Genomic DNA, 14,499 nt, shown 5'->3' on the forward strand with positions numbered 1-14,499 from the left:
ACCAGTATGGTTGAAACAGGAATACAACAGAAATCAACTGCCTATTCTCTATAATTTTTTTAAGTTTATAGGGTTTTATAGGATTTAGTATGATTTTATGGGTTTGTAGGAGCGCTTAATTAGATCACCAGGGCAGGTTTCCCGCCCTGACACTAGTGCTATTATTCCGCAATCTCCCTTTAAAGAACTTAAATGCAACCCATTATTTTAGACATCTACGACTCTAAGGCTAACTTCTTGGGGGTCAAAGAGTTTAGAGCCCTAGAGGGGATAGCAAGTATTAATGAGTGGATAGCAGGTTTTAAAGTTAAAGAAGGTTGGGCGGCTATCAAACAAGGGCGAGGCGACTTTCAAAATACAAACCTAGTTGCCCTGCTCAATACAATCACAGAACACACCCGCCCCCTTTACATTAATGCCACTAACCTACACGCCCTAAGCGTGTATTTTGCCGTGCAACATTGCATTAAACCCACATGGATCAACGATCGCGATCAATTTTATGAACCCTATGATGACTCGTGGCAAAACGATAGCAACTTTCTAGGCGATTGTTTGGTCTTTATGTTGTTTCACTCCCAAAACCGCATTTCTTGCACGCTGGGGCATAACCACTTTATCCCCTTTAAAGAGGGTGAAGTCCACCCTAAAGCGCGCTACACGCACCACACTTTGCTAGAGTTTTTAACCGGCAAAAGCGTAGCCCTTGCTAAGGATAAGCTCATTAAAGACCCCCCGCCCATCTTGCCTACCTTTAGCCCCCTAGCCTTAAGCGTGCTAGAAGCGGGCAAAAAGCTCTATGCCTATTACCACTCTAAAGAGGGCTCTAACCCTAATGCAAGTTTTTATGACATTAAAGAATTTTTTGCTGGGCGCAATGCTCAAGGCAAACTCAACCCCCCAAGCAAAGCCACAGACATATATTACAAAGAGCTTTATAGCGCGTTGCAAGAGAGTTTAGAGATTCTTGCTTTAGAGATCGCCCCCAAAGTGCGGGGGTTTGGGTTTTTGAGAGAGTGAAGGGGGATTAAACGCGCACAAAGGGGCGTTTGGGCGCGCCTGTGTAGGTGGAGGTGGGGCGGATGATGCGGTTGTGGGCGCGTTGTTCGAACGCATGCGCCATCCAGCCCACCGCCCTAGAGAACACGAAAAAGGGGGTGTAGTAGAGTCTCTCTAGGCGCAAATAGTGGTAAACTAGCCCTCCAAAAAAGTCAATATTATCCGGCAAGCCCTTTTCTTGCTTGACATGATCGCGGATAGCTAAAGCGATGTCAAAGAGTTTGGGATCGCCTAAGTGTTTGAGTTGTTGGGCTAGCTCAAAGCCTACCGCGCTTCTAGGATCGGCATGCTTGTAAATGCGATGCCCAAAACCCATGATCTTTTGCTTGCAGGCAAACAATCTATCCACCTCTTGCAAGGCTTCTTGCACGCTATTAAAACGCAAGATGAAAGCGATCGCCAATTCATTAGCCCCCCCATGTAAACGCCCCTTGAGAGTGCCAATACCCGTAACCACGCAAGAGTGCAGATCAGAGAGAGTGCTGGCGGTGATGCGGTTGGCGTAAGTGGAGGCGTTAAACTCGTGTTCGGCATACAAGGTTAACATCGAATCCATCGCCTTGATCTCAGATTCTAGGGGTTTTTGGGCGCGTAGGTGCTCTAAGATGTAATGCGCCATGCCCAAGTCAGAAGACAAACAAACCCGCTTGCCGTGTTTGTGGTAATGATGCCAGTAAAGGAGTATAGCAGGGAGCGCGCCTAGGATTTGCAGGGCGCATGGGTATTGGTTAGAGAAATCAGTTTGTTCTGGTTGCACACAACCAAGCGCGACTATGCCCGCTTTGAGCACCTCCATAGGGTGGGTGCTAATGGGCAGAGCTTCTAAGACCTGTTTGACAACACAGGGGAGCTCCCTGTATTCTTGTAAGGCTTGTTTGAACTCTACAAGCGCGCGCTTGGTGGGCAAATCCCCCTTGAGTAACAAATAAGCCACTTCCTCAAACTCCGCTTTGTGCGCTAGCTCTTCAATGGGGTAGCCTCGGTAGCACAAACCCTCATGCGTGTTACAAATGGCTGAAGAGCCAGCCACCACACCTGCTAATCCTTCCATGGTTTACTCCTTAGTTTAAATGCCAGATTATAGCAAAGAAAGTCTATTAAGATTTAGACAAGAGGGAGTTGGACTCGTTGTGGCTAAATTCAGCTATAATACCCGAAATTTCTACAAAGAGGGCGCGTGAAAGAAAAAAATGTATTTGAAAAAATTGTCGCGGGGGAGTTGCCTTGCAAGAAGGTGTTAGAGAATCAAGATTTTCTAGCCTTTGAGGACATCAACCCTAAGGCTCCCGTGCATGTGCTAGTGATCCCCAAGGTGGGTGTGAAGGACTTCAACGCCATCACCCCAGAGCTCATGGCTAACATGAGCGCGTTTGTGTTGGAGGTCGTCCAAGTGTTGGGCATTCAAGAAAAGGGCTATCGCCTCATCACCAATGTTGGGAGCGATGGAGGGCAAGAAGTGCCCCATTTGCATTTCCACATTTTGGGGGGGGCTAAACTTACATGGTCCAAACTCCACTAAATGCTAAGGACACGCAACGCTTTTTAGCCCAGATGTTTGCGCCCTTACTCAAGGCGCATTCCAAACGCGAACAGCTTGCATGCGTGCGTGAGAGTCTCATCTTAAAAAAGGGGGTGCGTTACTTCGATTGGACGGCTTCTGGGTTGGCTAGTGCCTTGGTTGAAAAGCGCGTGCTGAAACTCCTGCCCTACTATGCCAACGCGCATTCAGAGTTTTCCAAACACGCCGCGCTCATGCAACAGGTGTATTTGGAGAGCAAGGCGCGCATTAAAAAAAGCCTGCGCTTGGGGGAGGATTTTGTCATTTTGAGCGCTAGCTTTGGGGCTAGCCATGCTATCAAACGCTTCCAGGAGATTTTAGGCATTTACATCCCCCCCAAGAGTCGCCAAACTATTGGGAAATTAGAAAACATCGCCTTACCTAAAGTCATCATCGGTCCCTATGAACACCATTCTAATGAAATTTCTTGGCGGGAGGGCTTGTGTGAGGTGGTGCGCTTGGAATTAGATTCTCAGGGGCTATTCTCTTTGGAGAATTTGCAGCAAGCCTTGCAAGAAGCCCAAAAAACCTCTAGTTCCCCCCCCTTGGTTTCTATAGGCGTGGCTTCTAATGTAACCGGAATGATTGTGCCCTACAAAGAGATCGCTAAACTCTGTGCGCGTTACAAGGCGCGCTTGGCTTTTGATGCGGCTGCCTTTGGTCCGCATGACAATTTGGAGTTAGCGGAGTTTGACGCGCTCTTTCTCTCAGCCCACAAGCTCTTAGGGGGGGTGGGGGCGTGTGGGATTTTGGGTTTAAAAAAACAGCTCATTGATAGCAGTTTACCCCCTAGTTTTAGCGGGGGAGGGGTGGTGAAGTATGTGAGTCGTAGCACGCAAGAGTATGTAGAAAGCCCAGATGTGCGCGAGGAAGTGGGCACTTATGGTTTAGTGCAACTCTTCAGGGCGGCTTTGGCTCTACAATTGCGCGATGAAATCGGCACGGGGACGATCAGGCGGCGCGAGAGTATGCTCTCTAAGGTTTTCATGCACGCCTTGTCTAAAATCCCAGCCGTGCAGATCTATGGTAACCCCCATGCGCCCCGTTTAGGCAATGTGGCTTTTAATGCCAGCGGGGTGTCTTGTTACACTTTGGCGCAATTTTTAAGCCACCGATTTGGCGTTGAAACTAGGGCGGGGTGTTCTTGCGCGGGTCCTTATGGGCATGATTTGCTCGACATGGAAGATAGTAGCTTTTGCACCTTGCAAGAAAAAGGGCTTAAACCCGGGTGGGTGCGCGTGAGTTTGCACTACAGCCACACCTTAGAGGATGTAGATTTTCTAGCCGATGCGATCAGCAAGGCGATCCAAACATTGCGTGGAGGTTGAGATGGACGAACAGGAAGCCACTTGGATAGCGTTAGAAGAGTTTTTAGAGGTGTCTAAATTGCCCAAAGAGAGAGTTCTAGCCCTCATTGCGGATAAGAGTATTCTAAGCAAACACGATGAAGAGCGTATTTGGGTGGATTTACACAGTGCCACGCAGGTGCTGGCTAAACGGGTGGTGGGTAAAGATGTCGTGAAAGCGGGCTACCCGGCCTTGCTGGAGAACATGGGGAGTAGCGCGCTCGATCCCGTCTTTGTGGAAAAAACCATCAACACGATTTTGAGTTTGCATGACAAGGTGATTGGGGCTAAAGATGAGGCGATTTACGCCTACAAAAATGAAAATGGCTTTTTGAAAGACGCGGTGATTGACATGCAAGAGGTCTATGAAGAGGACAAGCGCACCATTGAAGTGCTGCAAGATGAGCTCACCAAATTGCGCGAAGAGATCGAATTTATGAAACGCAAATACCGCTTGATGTGGGGTAAGGTTACGGATATGGGGAATGTCAAGTAGTTAGGGGATTTTATCTAAGAGCTGTTCGAGTTGGGAGTTGAGTCTGTTTAGCTGGGCGTTGAGCTTGGAGATGTCGCGCACCTTGGTTAAATAGGCTTTGAAAAGGTCCATGGGGGCGATCTCCTTGAGATGAAAAGTCTCTTTGAGCTCACTAGCGGTTTCCGGGCTAAAGCTAGAGTCTAAGGTGATCTTGTAGCGCCTTCCTCCAATGCTCACTTCAATGGTTTGGAAGGGGGGTGCATCGTTCATGTTTCAAACACTTTGACAATCTTGTCATACAGTTCTACAAGACGCTTATCCTTGTTGGCGATCTCTTCATATAGGGCGTTGATTTGGCGATCTTTTTCGTCATGCTGGGTGTTTAAAGCGGCGTTTTTGAGCTGTAGATCCTTGACCTCTTCTTCTAGGAGGGCTAATTTCACCAAGAGATCATCGAGTTTCTCATGGATTTGATCTAAAATGTCCTGCCCCATTGGATTCCTTTATGCAAGCTAATAAGGGCGTATTATAGCAAAAACTGCGCTTTAATGCGGAGTGTGGGGGTGTTTAAGTCCGCTGGTATCATAGTGGGTGAAACCTTTTAGTCCATAGGCTTTTAGGGCATGCAAACGGCTTTTAAACGCGCGGCTAATAGAAGTGTGCGCCACACGCGCAAAGCAATGTTCATGGTAAATCTCTTGGCAGGCGATCGCGTTTTGCAAAAAAGCTAAAATCTTAGAAAAGCTCAACTGGTTGTAAAAGCTGGGTTGATCCTCATAGTTATTGAGCGGATGGGCATAGAGCATGTCTAAATAGGCGTTGGAGTGGGTGTCTAGGTAGCGCACAAAGTCTAGGGTTTCTTTAAAGTCCTTAAAGTCGTGGGCATTGACAAAGCTTTTAGGGTTGAAATCCTTAGCCACCTCTGGGTTGCCCCAATAAATGGGGATGGTGTGGGCAAAGTAGGCATCTATAATCTTTTCTGTGGTGTAACCCAAGCCCTTTGTGTTTTCAAAGCACAAATTGAATTTGTAACGGCTCAGAAAATCCCATTTATTGGCTACGGGTTCTCCGGTGGTGTTAAACACCTTGCCCCCTCCAGCCACAGGGGCATAAGCACTCAATTCTTGGTAAAAATGGTTGCGCACAGGCGCATTAGAGTTAGAAGCCACAAAGCTTGCAAAAGCGCGCGCGTTAAAATCGCACTCCTGCCTAGCGCACAAGTCCAAATGCGGGTAATCTAGCCCAAAGGAGGGGGCAGGAGTTGGACTAGCCAGCCCAAAGGGGGAGTCTTGATACGCGCTAATTACATTGTAGAGTTTGAATAAGTGCAGGTAGTATAAAGGCACGCGCAAATAGCGTTCATGGAAGTGCAGGTGATCAAAGCCCATGCCAAAGTCGTAAATGTCAAAGTTGATTCGCTCATTTTCGCCCGTATAGCCCACGCGCTTTTGGGAAAAATCTAGGATTTTCTTGTGGTAACCCTCCAGCCTAAAAGACGCGCCAAAAGCTAGATCGCAGGGCTCAAAGGGGGAATTGTGGTAACTTAGCTCATAAGCAGAGGAGAGGATGAACTCAAAGCCATGCGCTCGAAACTCCGGACAGATAGAAAACCCCACCACTAGAGGGGGTTTGTGCGCGCATGGGGGTAAATGCATGGAGGCGATATAAGCCTCTAGCAGGGGCGCAAACATCAACTAGCCTGAAAGGCGTAGATTTGGTGGTTATACCCCTTAAAGAGTTTGCAACACAAGAAATGCAAGATCAGCGCGCCCAAAAAGGGCAAGAGCGCGTAAGCCACTAGCACGCGCACAAAGGGTTGATCTAAATGGTGCAATAGGGCTTCTTCATAGGCTTTAATAGGACCGATGAATCCCACAATACCAAAACCCGCGCTCTTGGCATCCCCTGTAACATGGAAAAAGTAGGCGATCAAGCCTCCCACCACTCCATTGGAGAGAATGCAGGCATACATGATCGGGGCTTTGAAGAGATTGGGGATCATCATTTTCATGCCCCCTAGCAGGAGTGCCACATTCACGCCCATTTTGTTTTTAGCCAGCAAAGAGCCTATGATGAGCACGGCGGTGGTGGAGGTTACGCCTAAATTGGCTGCCCCTGAAGCTAGACCGGTCAAGCCGATGATCAAACTCACCGCCACCGTGGAGATAGGCGAGATGATGATGATCGCATAGGAGATCGAGATGAGCACACTCATGGGCAAGGGGTGTAGCTGGGTGAAATACACAATCCCCTGCCCGATGTTCAAAGTTACGCTGGTGGTGTAGGGCAAGATGAGTAAACCCAAAGAACCACAGAGCGCAGAAACCACAATGGGCTGCAAAATGATGGTGAGTGATCCAAACCTATCGCCCAGCCATTGGGTTAACAAAACCGCTAGCGCGGCAATGAGAAGCACATTGAGTAAATCCCCAATCCCCACTAAGGCTAAACCATGCGCGCCGTGTTTGACTACCCCAGAGGCGATGAAAGTCGCCACGCCAATAATACTGGATTTCATAGGGTTAAAGTTGAAGGCAAGCCCCACAAGCACGCCTGTAATCAGCGAAACTAAAGCCTGCAAGATCACAAGCGCGTCTAAAAATAGCGCAATGGCGTGGATGTGGTTATAGGGCTTGAGTAGCCCCCCTAGGATCGCGTTGGGCGCTAGGGCGATCACCACGGCTAAAGCCATCCCGTATAAGAGCTTGAGTAAAAAATCCTTCACCAAATCTCCCTTGAAGTTAAGAGACTTTCAGCACCCAACCTTTAGGCGCGTCCACATCTCCAAATTGCATGCCCACCAGCATATCATAGAGTTTCTGGGTGGTGGGCCCGGCTTTCTCTTGGCTATAAAAGACATGCAGTTTGTCTTTATAAAAAATTCCCCCCACGGGCACAATCACCGCAGCGGTGCCACACACCCCCGCCTCGCTGTAATCTTCTAAAGAATCGATGAACACATCTCCCTCTAGCACTTCTAAACCTAGATATTCTTTGGCTAGGTGCACTAAGGACATACGCGTGATACTAGGCAGAATAGAGGGGGAAGCTGGGGTAACAAAAGCCCCACTCTTTTTAGAAATAGCAAAGAAATTTGCCGCGCCCACTTCTTCGATCTTGGTGTGGGTGGCTGGGTCTAAATAAACACAATCGCTAAAGCCCTGTTCTTTAGCCAGTTTAGCCGGAAGCAAGCTACCTGCGTAATTGCCTCCCACTTTAGCCGCCCCTGTGCCATTGGGTGCGGCGCGATCAAAGGCAGAAACCACAAAATTAGCCGGGCGCATGCCACCATGGAAATAAGGTCCCACAGGCGCGCAAAACACTACAAAGAGGTATTCCTTAGCCGGTTGCAAGCCCAAGCCCGCGCCCACGCCCAACACTAGGGGACGCACATATAAGGTCGCCCCAAAGCCATGGGGGGCTAGCCATTTTTCATTAGCCCTCACCACTTGGGTGCAAGCTTGCACGAACAAATCCACAGGCACGGGGGGCATCAGAAGGCGTTGGCAGGATTGTTGTAGCCGTTTGGCGTTCTCTTCAGGGCGGAATAGATTGATCGAGCCGTCTTTACAGCGGTAGGCTTTTAGCCCCTCAAAACATTGTTGCCCGTAGTGTAGGGCTGGAGAGGCTTCATGCAAGACTAATTGGTTATTTTCTACTAAATTGCCCACACTCCATGCGCCATTCTTATAGTGGGCGATGAAACGAAAATCGGTCCTGACATATTCAAAGGCTAAATTAGCCCAGTCTAAATTAGACATAAAAAACTCCTTTTGGTGTAATAGAATATATAGAGTATGCAAAGAGTGTTCCGCCCAAACCGCGTTAACACAGCGTTAAAGTCAATAATACTATAATAGTGCGGTTTTTCACTTAGATTATACGCAAAGGGGATGCATGATTAAAACGCTTTTCTTAGCCACTCTCTTGGTGGCACAAATGTTTGCTGCCACGCCCAAAGATACGATTGTGGTTGGCATTGAAAATGAAACCGCGCGCATCAACCCGCTGTTTGATGAGGATCATGACAGCGCGTTAGACTTTGTCTTCAGCGGTTTGACACGCTTTTCTCCGGACATGAAAATTGAACCAGATTTAGCCAAAAGCTGGACAGTGAGCAAGGACGGCTTGGTGTGGGTTTTTAATCTAAGACAAGATGTCAGCTGGCATGACGGGCAGAAATTCAGCGCGCAAGATGTGAAATTCACTATCGAACAGGCTCTTAATGAGAAACTCAACGCCCCTGCGCGCGCTAGCTTTGAGGAAGTCAAGAGCGTAGAGGTCCTAAGTCCCTACCAACTCAAGATCACCCTAAAATCCCCCTTCCCCCCCTTATTGGACGCTTTAAGCATAGGCGTGTTACCCAAGCACCTCTTAGAGGGCAAGGATTTGAACACCGATGCCTACAACCAACACCCCATTGGCACAGGACCTTTTAAATTCGCCAAGTGGCAAAAGGGGAGTTATATCAGTTTTGTAGCCAATGAGCATTTTTATAGAGGAAGCCCCAAAGCCAAGAAGGTGATTTTAAAAATCGTGCCCGATTACAATGTGCGCACCTATGAGATCAAAAATGGCTCTTTAGATGTGGCGCTTGTAGAACCCAATCTGGTCAGGGCTTTAGAGCGCGATCCCCATATCAAGATCATGGACATGAAAAGCGCGGATTACCGGGCGTTGATGTTTAATTTCCATAACGATCTATTAAAGTCTTTGGCGGTGCGCCAAGCGATCAACTACGCCATCAATAGGGAACTTATCGCCCATAAGATTTTGCATGGTTATGGTTTTGCAGCCAATAACCCCATCCAAGCTAGCTGGGCTAATGACAAGAATGCCAAAAGCTACCCCTACAACCCCCAAAAGGCTAAGGAGATTTTGGGCAAAGCGGGCTGGAAACTCAAGGGGGGGGTGTTTTACAAAAATGGCAAGCCCTTAGAATTTGACATTTACGCCTTCAATAGCGATCCCTTGCGCGTTACCTTAGCTAATATTTTGCAAAGCGAATTAGCCAAAGTTGGGATCAAAGCCCATGCCATTGCCAAGAACCACGGGGCGTTTGAGATCAGCAAGGTGGATAGTTTCATCATCGGGTGGGGCAGCCCACTAGACCCTGATATACAAACTTACCGCGTTTTTAGCACTAAAATGGACGCGAGCGTCAATGAAAATGGCTGGAATTACAACCACTACAGCGACAAGGCGGTAGATGAAGCCCTGCTCAAGGCGCGCACCACAGATAAGATCGAACAGCGCAAATGGTGGTATGCCAAATTCATCCGCGCCTTGCATGAAGATCCTCCCTTTGCTTTTTTGGTGTATTTGCGCTACCCCCTAGCCTACCGCAGCAATATTACAGGCATCCAGTCCACGATTTTGGGACACCATGGGGCGCGCTTTACCTACAGCGTGCAAGAATGGAGTAAGCATTAGTGCTTGCTTTTATCGCTAAGAGGGTGCTAGGGGCGTTAGTGTTGCTATGCGTCTTTAGCTTTGTGATCTTTGTGGTGTTGCATTTTTCTAGTGGGAATGTGATCTCTGGAATTTATGGGGATAGTATCCAAGCCCTTAACCCGGCTATCAAAGCGCGCGTGATCGCCAATTTGGGTCTAGATCGCCCCTTGTTGGTGCGCTATTTCGAGTGGCTGGGGCGCGTCTTGCATGGGGATTTTGGTTTCAGCTTTGCAAGCGGGCAGAGTGTGGCGCAGATCATTCAAGAACGCCTGCCCTACACCTTGATTTTGGGTTTGAGCAGTTTTGTGTTGAGTTTTGTGCTAGCCCTTGTGTTAGGGGTGTTGAGCGCGTTATTTAAAGAGTCTTGGCTGGATAAGGTGGTGTTGTTGGGCAGTTTGGCTTTTTTCAGTATCCCTAATTTTTGGCTGGGCTTGGTGTTTATCATGTTTTTTAGCGTAATCTTGGGGATTTTTCCTAGTTCGGGGGTTTATGAGTTGGGGGGGGATGAGAGCTTGGGTGATTTAGCATGGCACATGGTCTTGCCCATCGCCGTGCTCACCCTCTCGCATCTAGCCATTTATATCCGCTTGGTGCGCAGCGTCTTGCTGGAGAGTTTGCAAGAACCCTTTGTAACCAGTTATCGTTCATGGGGGGTGAGTGAAAGGGTGATCCAGCTAAGATTGGTGTTGCGCTATTCTCTTTTGCCCATCATTAGTTATTTTGGGGCTAATGCGGCTGGGATTTTGGGAGGGACTTACATTGTAGAAAGCGTGTTTTCCATAGGGGGCTTAGGCAACACCACGATCAACGCCCTCCTTAGCAAGGACTACCCTCTAGCTTTGAGTATCATCTTACTGAGCACCATCGTCGTTGTGTTGTTCAATCTCTTGGTGGAGATCATGGCTAAACTCCTTAACCCTAGATGGCAAGCATGAAAACAGCGGCAATTTACGCGGTATGCATTTTGGCTGTGCTGATCTTGCTCCCCTATCTAGCCCCCTTTGATCCCACCCAAGTGGATCTAACCCAGCTCAAACTCCCCCCCTCTAGCGCGCATTGGCTGGGCACGGATTTTTTAGGGCGCGATGAACTCTCTAGACTCTTCTTTGCGCTCAGAACCTCTGTTTTCATCGGCTTGTTAAGCGGGGTATTTGCCATGTTGATCGCCTTTGGTTTTGCCTTCCTCTCTTTGAACGCGCCCAAGTGGATCCAGTCTTTATTATTGCGCTTTTTAGACGGGTTTTTATCTTTGCCTAACTTGCTCCTCATCTTGCTCTTTAGCGCGTTCAACCAGCGCGCCTTTGGCATGTTAAGCTTGAGCTTGCTCTTGGCGGTGTTTTCTTGGGGGAGCGTGGCTAAGGTGATCCATGACGAATTTGCCAATATCCGCACCCAAGAGTTTATCCTAAATGAAAGGGCACTAGGGGCGGGGCGTTTTGCGATCATGTTTACCCAAATCTTGCCCGTAGCCAAGAGTAGCGTGTTTGTGCTCCTTGTTAGCACCTGCGCGCATGCCATCAGCGCGGAAGCCTTGTTGAGCTTTTTTGGCTTAGGGCTCATGGTGGGGCAAGCCAGTTTAGGCAATATGCTCAATGAGGCTTCCCAAGCTATTTTTACAGGGGTATGGTGGTTGGTGCTAACTCCCGGGTTAGCCGTCTTTGGGCTAGTCTTTGGGCTTATGTTAATGGGGCAGAGGGTGCAAAAGCATGGTTGAAGTGGCGCACTTGGATATTTACGCCCCCCAAGCGCAAATCTTGCGCGATGTGAGTTTCACCACTGGGGCGCATTTGGCGATCTTGGGGAGTAGTGGGAGCGGGAAAAGCACGCTAGCTAAGGCGATCTGTGGGATTTTGCCCCACCACCTTAAAGCCCGATACGCCAAACTTGCCACCCATGGGCGTGCAGGCTATGTCTTCCAAGATTGTATCAGTTGCTTTTTCCCCTACCTGAGTATCCAAGACACCTTTAAAATGGTGCTAAAAGACAAACTAGCCCAAACCCCCCCCATTTTTGAACAACTCCATATCCCTAGTAAAGTCTGGGGGCTTTACCCTTATGAACTCAGTAGAGGCATGGCTAGTCGAATCCAAATCGCGCTAAATTTAGCCCTAGAAGCCAAGATTTTACTCTTAGATGAGGTAACCAGCTCCCTAGATAGCGCAAACACCAAAAGCGTGATCGATTTACTCTTGCAACTAGACACCCAAAGGCTTGTCATCACCCATGATGAGGAAGTGGCTTACGCCCTATGTGAAACCGTGTTAGTGCTAGAAAGCGGGCAGATGACTTATTTTGGGGACAAGATGGGGTATTTTTCATGAGTTTAGAAGTGGCGCATTTAGAAAAATCCTATGGGCAATACCCCATTTTAAAGGACATTAGTTTTTGCGTGGAAAGCGGGCAATGTGTGGCTTTAATGGGTTCTAGTGGGAGTGGGAAAAGCACGCTAGCTAAGTGTATCGCTAGGTTAGAGAGTTTCCATCGCGGGCAAATTTTATACAAACAAACCAATGTTCTAACTCTCAAAGAAAAAGAGTTTAGAAAGACTATCCAGTATGTTTTTCAAGATCAACTCAGCGCACTCAACCCGGCTAAATTGGTCAAAGACTTGTTGGGGAGTGTGTGTAGGCGCTTTGGTATCCAAGAGGATTTAGAGGCGATCATGCACCAAGCCAAACTCGCCCCCACGCTCTTAAAACGCTACCCTAGGGAGTTGAGCGGAGGGGAGAGACAGAGATTAGGGATCGCGCGCGCGATGTTAGTGCGCCCCCAAGTCCTGCTCTTAGATGAGATCACCAGCGCGCTGGACAAGAAACTCAAATATGAAATTATGGAAGTGTTGATGGCTTACCAAGCGCGCCACCAAACCACCATGATTGCTATTACCCACGATAAAGCCATCGCCCAAAAATATTTCGCCCGCCATTTGCTTATTGAAAACGGGTGTTTAGTAGAATAGTATGTTACAATAGCCTTATTGAATTTGAGGAGTTTCCCATGCAAGACACTCTCAGCCAACAGCCAAAGCCACTAGATGCGCGCAACACAGCGGGGATATTGGGGGGGGGGGGGGGGGTAATACCGCCCTCAAGTGGCTTGATCAACCTACAAAATGGGGGGTTGATTTTAGAATATCTAAAAATATCAAGCGGTGCTTTTTATTACGAGTGATAGTTTTTAGATGTGGTTCTCCCCATGAACTTGCCTAGATTTTTTGCCAGCAGCCACGCGCCCATCGCGTTTCACTTCCACAAATGCCCTCGGGACTTCGCGGTGCAAGAAGAGCCCCTGCATGCGTTCTATGGGCATGGAGATCATCTCATCGTGCAGGTGCGCAAGAAAAACAAGAGCACTTGGGAGATGCTTACGCTACTATCGCAAGTGCTAGGTTGCAATATTTCTGTTTTTGGCTATACCGGACTTAAAGACAAACACACAATGGCGTTGCAATACATTTCCATGCCTAAAAGCTATGAAACCCAACTAGACAGGCATGTCCCCATGCTTGCCGAGCAAGGGATCAAAATCCTAAGAAGCACTGCCCACCCCCATAAATTGCACCTAGGGCATCTCAAGGGCAACCACTTTTCAGTGCGCCTTACAAAACTCGATCCAACCAACGCTGAAAGGATTAGCGGGGTGTTGCTTTTTTTACAGGCTTATGGTTTCCCCAATTACTTTGGGATACAACACTTTGAAAGCTGGGCGGATCATTTCAAACAGAATCAGGGCAATAAAAGGATCGATCGAGTCTTGCTTTCTAAACAACAAAGTTACCTGTTCAACCAGTGGTTGAGCGCGCGTATGCGCTTGAATACCCTTGTGCGGGTACTTAGTCCTAGAGAGATTGTGCGCCATTTTAAATGCCTCAGTATAAGACAATCCCAAATTCTCAAAGCCCAACAGCACTATTTCAAACTCTTAAATGGCGATGTGCTATGCCAATATCCCTTTGGGCGGTGCTTTTATCACTACGACCAGGATTTAGGGCATGATGTGGAGCGTTTATACACCCACAGACTTGCCCCCACGGGGTTATTATCGGGGTATAGAGCGTTGCTTGCCAAAGATATTGCTGGCTTTTTTGAAGAGCCCTACAGTGGCTTAGTTGACATCCAAGGCGATCGCCGCTATGCCCTAGTGTTCCCCACGGATATTACTTTTCACTACAATATCCAAAAAATTCAGGGTGAACTGCGTTTTTTCTTGCCCAAAGGGGCTTATGCTACAATCTTTTTAGAAGAGCTTGCAGGCAAAGAGCTCTTTAACCTCGAAACCCCTGAGTCATCTCTTTCATCCCTTCTAACATGAGTCCTAATCCAAATCCATGCCCGCAAATCCCCAACTTTTCAGATTTTAGTGGGTATGTTAGTCTACCTGTGTTATCATACCCACTCACTTTACAAATCTAAGGAGCTTGCATGCAAAACACATTAAACCAACTCTCCCAACACCTCAAAGCCACCAAGCGCACACACCGCTTGTTTTTATCCCTAGCCCAAGATATGGGGGGGGGGGGGGGTGATGCCCTCCAAGAGGAGGTTAGCGATTTAAGCACTAAGTTTAGCCAACTCTTAGACACCCTCAACACCTTTAACAAAGCCCTA

The 14,499-nt window shown here is 48.1% G+C and carries 17 protein-coding genes and 1 pseudogene; 12 read left to right on the forward strand and 6 right to left on the reverse strand.

The window, feature by feature from the left end:
• The first annotated feature begins 192 nt into the window (after positions 1 to 192).
• Positions 193 to 1,020, forward strand: a complete 828-nt coding sequence (locus EAO33_RS08320; RefSeq protein ID WP_120946283.1) for a nucleoside 5-triphosphatase RdgB (dHAPTP, dITP,XTP-specific) — start codon at positions 193 to 195, stop codon at positions 1,018 to 1,020.
• A gap of 7 nt (positions 1,021 to 1,027) precedes the next feature.
• Here EAO33_RS08320 and EAO33_RS08325 read toward each other — a convergent pair whose 3' ends face one another.
• Entirely contained in the window at positions 1,028 to 2,110 is a 1,083-nt protein-coding gene (locus tag EAO33_RS08325) for a citrate/2-methylcitrate synthase (protein WP_120946284.1), read from the reverse strand.
• Between the two features lie 126 nt (positions 2,111 to 2,236).
• Here EAO33_RS08325 and EAO33_RS08330 point away from each other — a divergent pair, with 126 nt between their 5' ends.
• Genes EAO33_RS08330 through EAO33_RS08340 form a run of 3 tightly spaced genes read left to right on the forward strand, consistent with a single transcriptional unit; the run spans position 2,237 to position 4,459 of the window.
• Positions 2,237 to 2,578 (forward strand): histidine triad nucleotide-binding protein, encoded by a 342-nt coding sequence (locus EAO33_RS08330; protein WP_120946285.1) that lies wholly within the window; start codon positions 2,237 to 2,239, stop codon positions 2,576 to 2,578.
• Positions 2,560 to 3,945, forward strand: coding sequence for an aminotransferase class V-fold PLP-dependent enzyme (locus EAO33_RS08335; protein ID WP_120946286.1), 1,386 nt, complete (start codon positions 2,560 to 2,562; stop codon positions 3,943 to 3,945). Before EAO33_RS08330 ends, EAO33_RS08335 begins: the two co-directional genes overlap by 19 nt.
• 1 nt (position 3,946) lies before the next feature.
• Positions 3,947 to 4,459 (forward strand): DUF3972 domain-containing protein, encoded by a 513-nt coding sequence (locus tag EAO33_RS08340; RefSeq protein ID WP_120946287.1) that lies wholly within the window; start codon positions 3,947 to 3,949, stop codon positions 4,457 to 4,459.
• Here the strand turns inward: EAO33_RS08340 and EAO33_RS08345 are convergent, their stop codons facing one another.
• From EAO33_RS08345 to EAO33_RS08365, 5 genes are read right to left on the reverse strand one after another with little or no spacing between them, the layout of a single operon-like run.
• The gene (locus EAO33_RS08345; RefSeq protein WP_120946288.1) at positions 4,460 to 4,708 is read right to left on the reverse strand and encodes a hypothetical protein; all 249 of its coding nucleotides are present in this window, start codon (positions 4,706 to 4,708) and stop codon (positions 4,460 to 4,462) included.
• Entirely contained in the window at positions 4,705 to 4,932 is a 228-nt protein-coding gene (locus EAO33_RS08350; protein ID WP_120946289.1) for a DUF904 domain-containing protein, read from the reverse strand. Before EAO33_RS08350 ends, EAO33_RS08345 begins: the two co-directional genes overlap by 4 nt.
• Before the next feature lie 51 nt (positions 4,933 to 4,983).
• Positions 4,984 to 6,129: a glycosyltransferase family 10 domain-containing protein gene (locus EAO33_RS08355; RefSeq protein WP_205589542.1), complete on the reverse strand. Its 1,146-nt coding sequence runs from the start codon at positions 6,127 to 6,129 to the stop codon at positions 4,984 to 4,986.
• Positions 6,129 to 7,163: a PTS sugar transporter subunit IIC gene (locus EAO33_RS08360; RefSeq protein WP_120946290.1), complete on the reverse strand. Its 1,035-nt coding sequence runs from the start codon at positions 7,161 to 7,163 to the stop codon at positions 6,129 to 6,131. Before EAO33_RS08360 ends, EAO33_RS08355 begins: the two co-directional genes overlap by 1 nt.
• A gap of 16 nt (positions 7,164 to 7,179) precedes the next feature.
• A complete protein-coding gene (locus EAO33_RS08365; protein WP_120946291.1) occupies positions 7,180 to 8,199 on the reverse strand; it encodes a branched-chain amino acid aminotransferase in 1,020 nt (339 codons plus the stop codon).
• Positions 8,200 to 8,335: 136 nt separating this feature from the next.
• Here EAO33_RS08365 and EAO33_RS08370 point away from each other — a divergent pair, with 136 nt between their 5' ends.
• From EAO33_RS08370 to EAO33_RS08400, 8 genes and pseudogenes are all read left to right on the forward strand, one after another.
• Positions 8,336 to 9,871 carry an ABC transporter substrate-binding protein gene (locus EAO33_RS08370; RefSeq protein WP_120946292.1) on the forward strand — a complete coding sequence of 512 codons (1,536 nt, stop codon included), beginning with the start codon at positions 8,336 to 8,338 and terminating at the stop codon, positions 9,869 to 9,871.
• Positions 9,871 to 10,827, forward strand: a complete 957-nt coding sequence (locus EAO33_RS08375) for an ABC transporter permease (protein ID WP_120946293.1) — start codon at positions 9,871 to 9,873, stop codon at positions 10,825 to 10,827. Before EAO33_RS08370 ends, EAO33_RS08375 begins: the two co-directional genes overlap by 1 nt.
• The gene (locus tag EAO33_RS08380) at positions 10,824 to 11,606 is read left to right on the forward strand and encodes an ABC transporter permease (RefSeq protein ID WP_120946294.1); all 783 of its coding nucleotides are present in this window, start codon (positions 10,824 to 10,826) and stop codon (positions 11,604 to 11,606) included. Before EAO33_RS08375 ends, EAO33_RS08380 begins: the two co-directional genes overlap by 4 nt.
• Positions 11,599 to 12,213, forward strand: coding sequence for an ATP-binding cassette domain-containing protein (locus EAO33_RS08385; RefSeq protein WP_120946296.1), 615 nt, complete (start codon positions 11,599 to 11,601; stop codon positions 12,211 to 12,213). The genes EAO33_RS08380 and EAO33_RS08385 overlap by 8 nt, the downstream gene beginning before the upstream one ends.
• Positions 12,210 to 12,851, forward strand: a complete 642-nt coding sequence (locus tag EAO33_RS08390) for an ABC transporter ATP-binding protein (protein WP_120946298.1) — start codon at positions 12,210 to 12,212, stop codon at positions 12,849 to 12,851. The genes EAO33_RS08385 and EAO33_RS08390 overlap by 4 nt, the downstream gene beginning before the upstream one ends.
• Before the next feature lie 38 nt (positions 12,852 to 12,889).
• Positions 12,890 to 13,063 carry a hypothetical protein gene (locus EAO33_RS09160; protein WP_162982267.1) on the forward strand — a complete coding sequence of 58 codons (174 nt, stop codon included), beginning with the start codon at positions 12,890 to 12,892 and terminating at the stop codon, positions 13,061 to 13,063.
• Between the two features lie 24 nt (positions 13,064 to 13,087).
• Positions 13,088 to 14,203 (forward strand): tRNA pseudouridine(13) synthase TruD, encoded by a 1,116-nt coding sequence (locus EAO33_RS08395; RefSeq protein ID WP_120946300.1) that lies wholly within the window; start codon positions 13,088 to 13,090, stop codon positions 14,201 to 14,203.
• A 110-nt stretch (positions 14,204 to 14,313) separates the two neighbouring features.
• Positions 14,314 to 14,499, forward strand: a pseudogene (locus EAO33_RS08400) (tetratricopeptide repeat protein); the annotation flags it as partial.

This window comes from Helicobacter labacensis, assembly GCF_003660285.1.
In the GTDB taxonomy this organism is placed as follows: domain Bacteria; phylum Campylobacterota; class Campylobacteria; order Campylobacterales; family Helicobacteraceae; genus Helicobacter; species Helicobacter labacensis.

Coding starts and splice junctions, on each gene's coding strand:
- EAO33_RS08320 (WP_120946283.1), top strand. CDS start 193: ATGCAACCCATTATTTTAGACATCTACGACTCTAAGGCTAACTTCTTG.
- EAO33_RS08325 (WP_120946284.1), bottom strand. CDS start 2,110: ATGGAAGGATTAGCAGGTGTGGTGGCTGGCTCTTCAGCCATTTGTAAC.
- EAO33_RS08335 (WP_120946286.1), top strand. CDS start 2,560: ATGGTCCAAACTCCACTAAATGCTAAGGACACGCAACGCTTTTTAGCC.
- EAO33_RS08340 (WP_120946287.1), top strand. CDS start 3,947: ATGGACGAACAGGAAGCCACTTGGATAGCGTTAGAAGAGTTTTTAGAG.
- EAO33_RS08345 (WP_120946288.1), bottom strand. CDS start 4,708: ATGAACGATGCACCCCCCTTCCAAACCATTGAAGTGAGCATTGGAGGA.
- EAO33_RS08350 (WP_120946289.1), bottom strand. CDS start 4,932: ATGGGGCAGGACATTTTAGATCAAATCCATGAGAAACTCGATGATCTC.
- EAO33_RS08355 (WP_205589542.1), bottom strand. CDS start 6,129: ATGTTTGCGCCCCTGCTAGAGGCTTATATCGCCTCCATGCATTTACCC.
- EAO33_RS08365 (WP_120946291.1), bottom strand. CDS start 8,199: ATGTCTAATTTAGACTGGGCTAATTTAGCCTTTGAATATGTCAGGACC.
- EAO33_RS08370 (WP_120946292.1), top strand. CDS start 8,336: ATGATTAAAACGCTTTTCTTAGCCACTCTCTTGGTGGCACAAATGTTT.
- EAO33_RS08380 (WP_120946294.1), top strand. CDS start 10,824: ATGAAAACAGCGGCAATTTACGCGGTATGCATTTTGGCTGTGCTGATC.
- EAO33_RS08385 (WP_120946296.1), top strand. CDS start 11,599: ATGGTTGAAGTGGCGCACTTGGATATTTACGCCCCCCAAGCGCAAATC.
- EAO33_RS08390 (WP_120946298.1), top strand. CDS start 12,210: ATGAGTTTAGAAGTGGCGCATTTAGAAAAATCCTATGGGCAATACCCC.
- EAO33_RS09160 (WP_162982267.1), top strand. CDS start 12,890: ATGCAAGACACTCTCAGCCAACAGCCAAAGCCACTAGATGCGCGCAAC.
- EAO33_RS08395 (WP_120946300.1), top strand. CDS start 13,088: ATGAACTTGCCTAGATTTTTTGCCAGCAGCCACGCGCCCATCGCGTTT.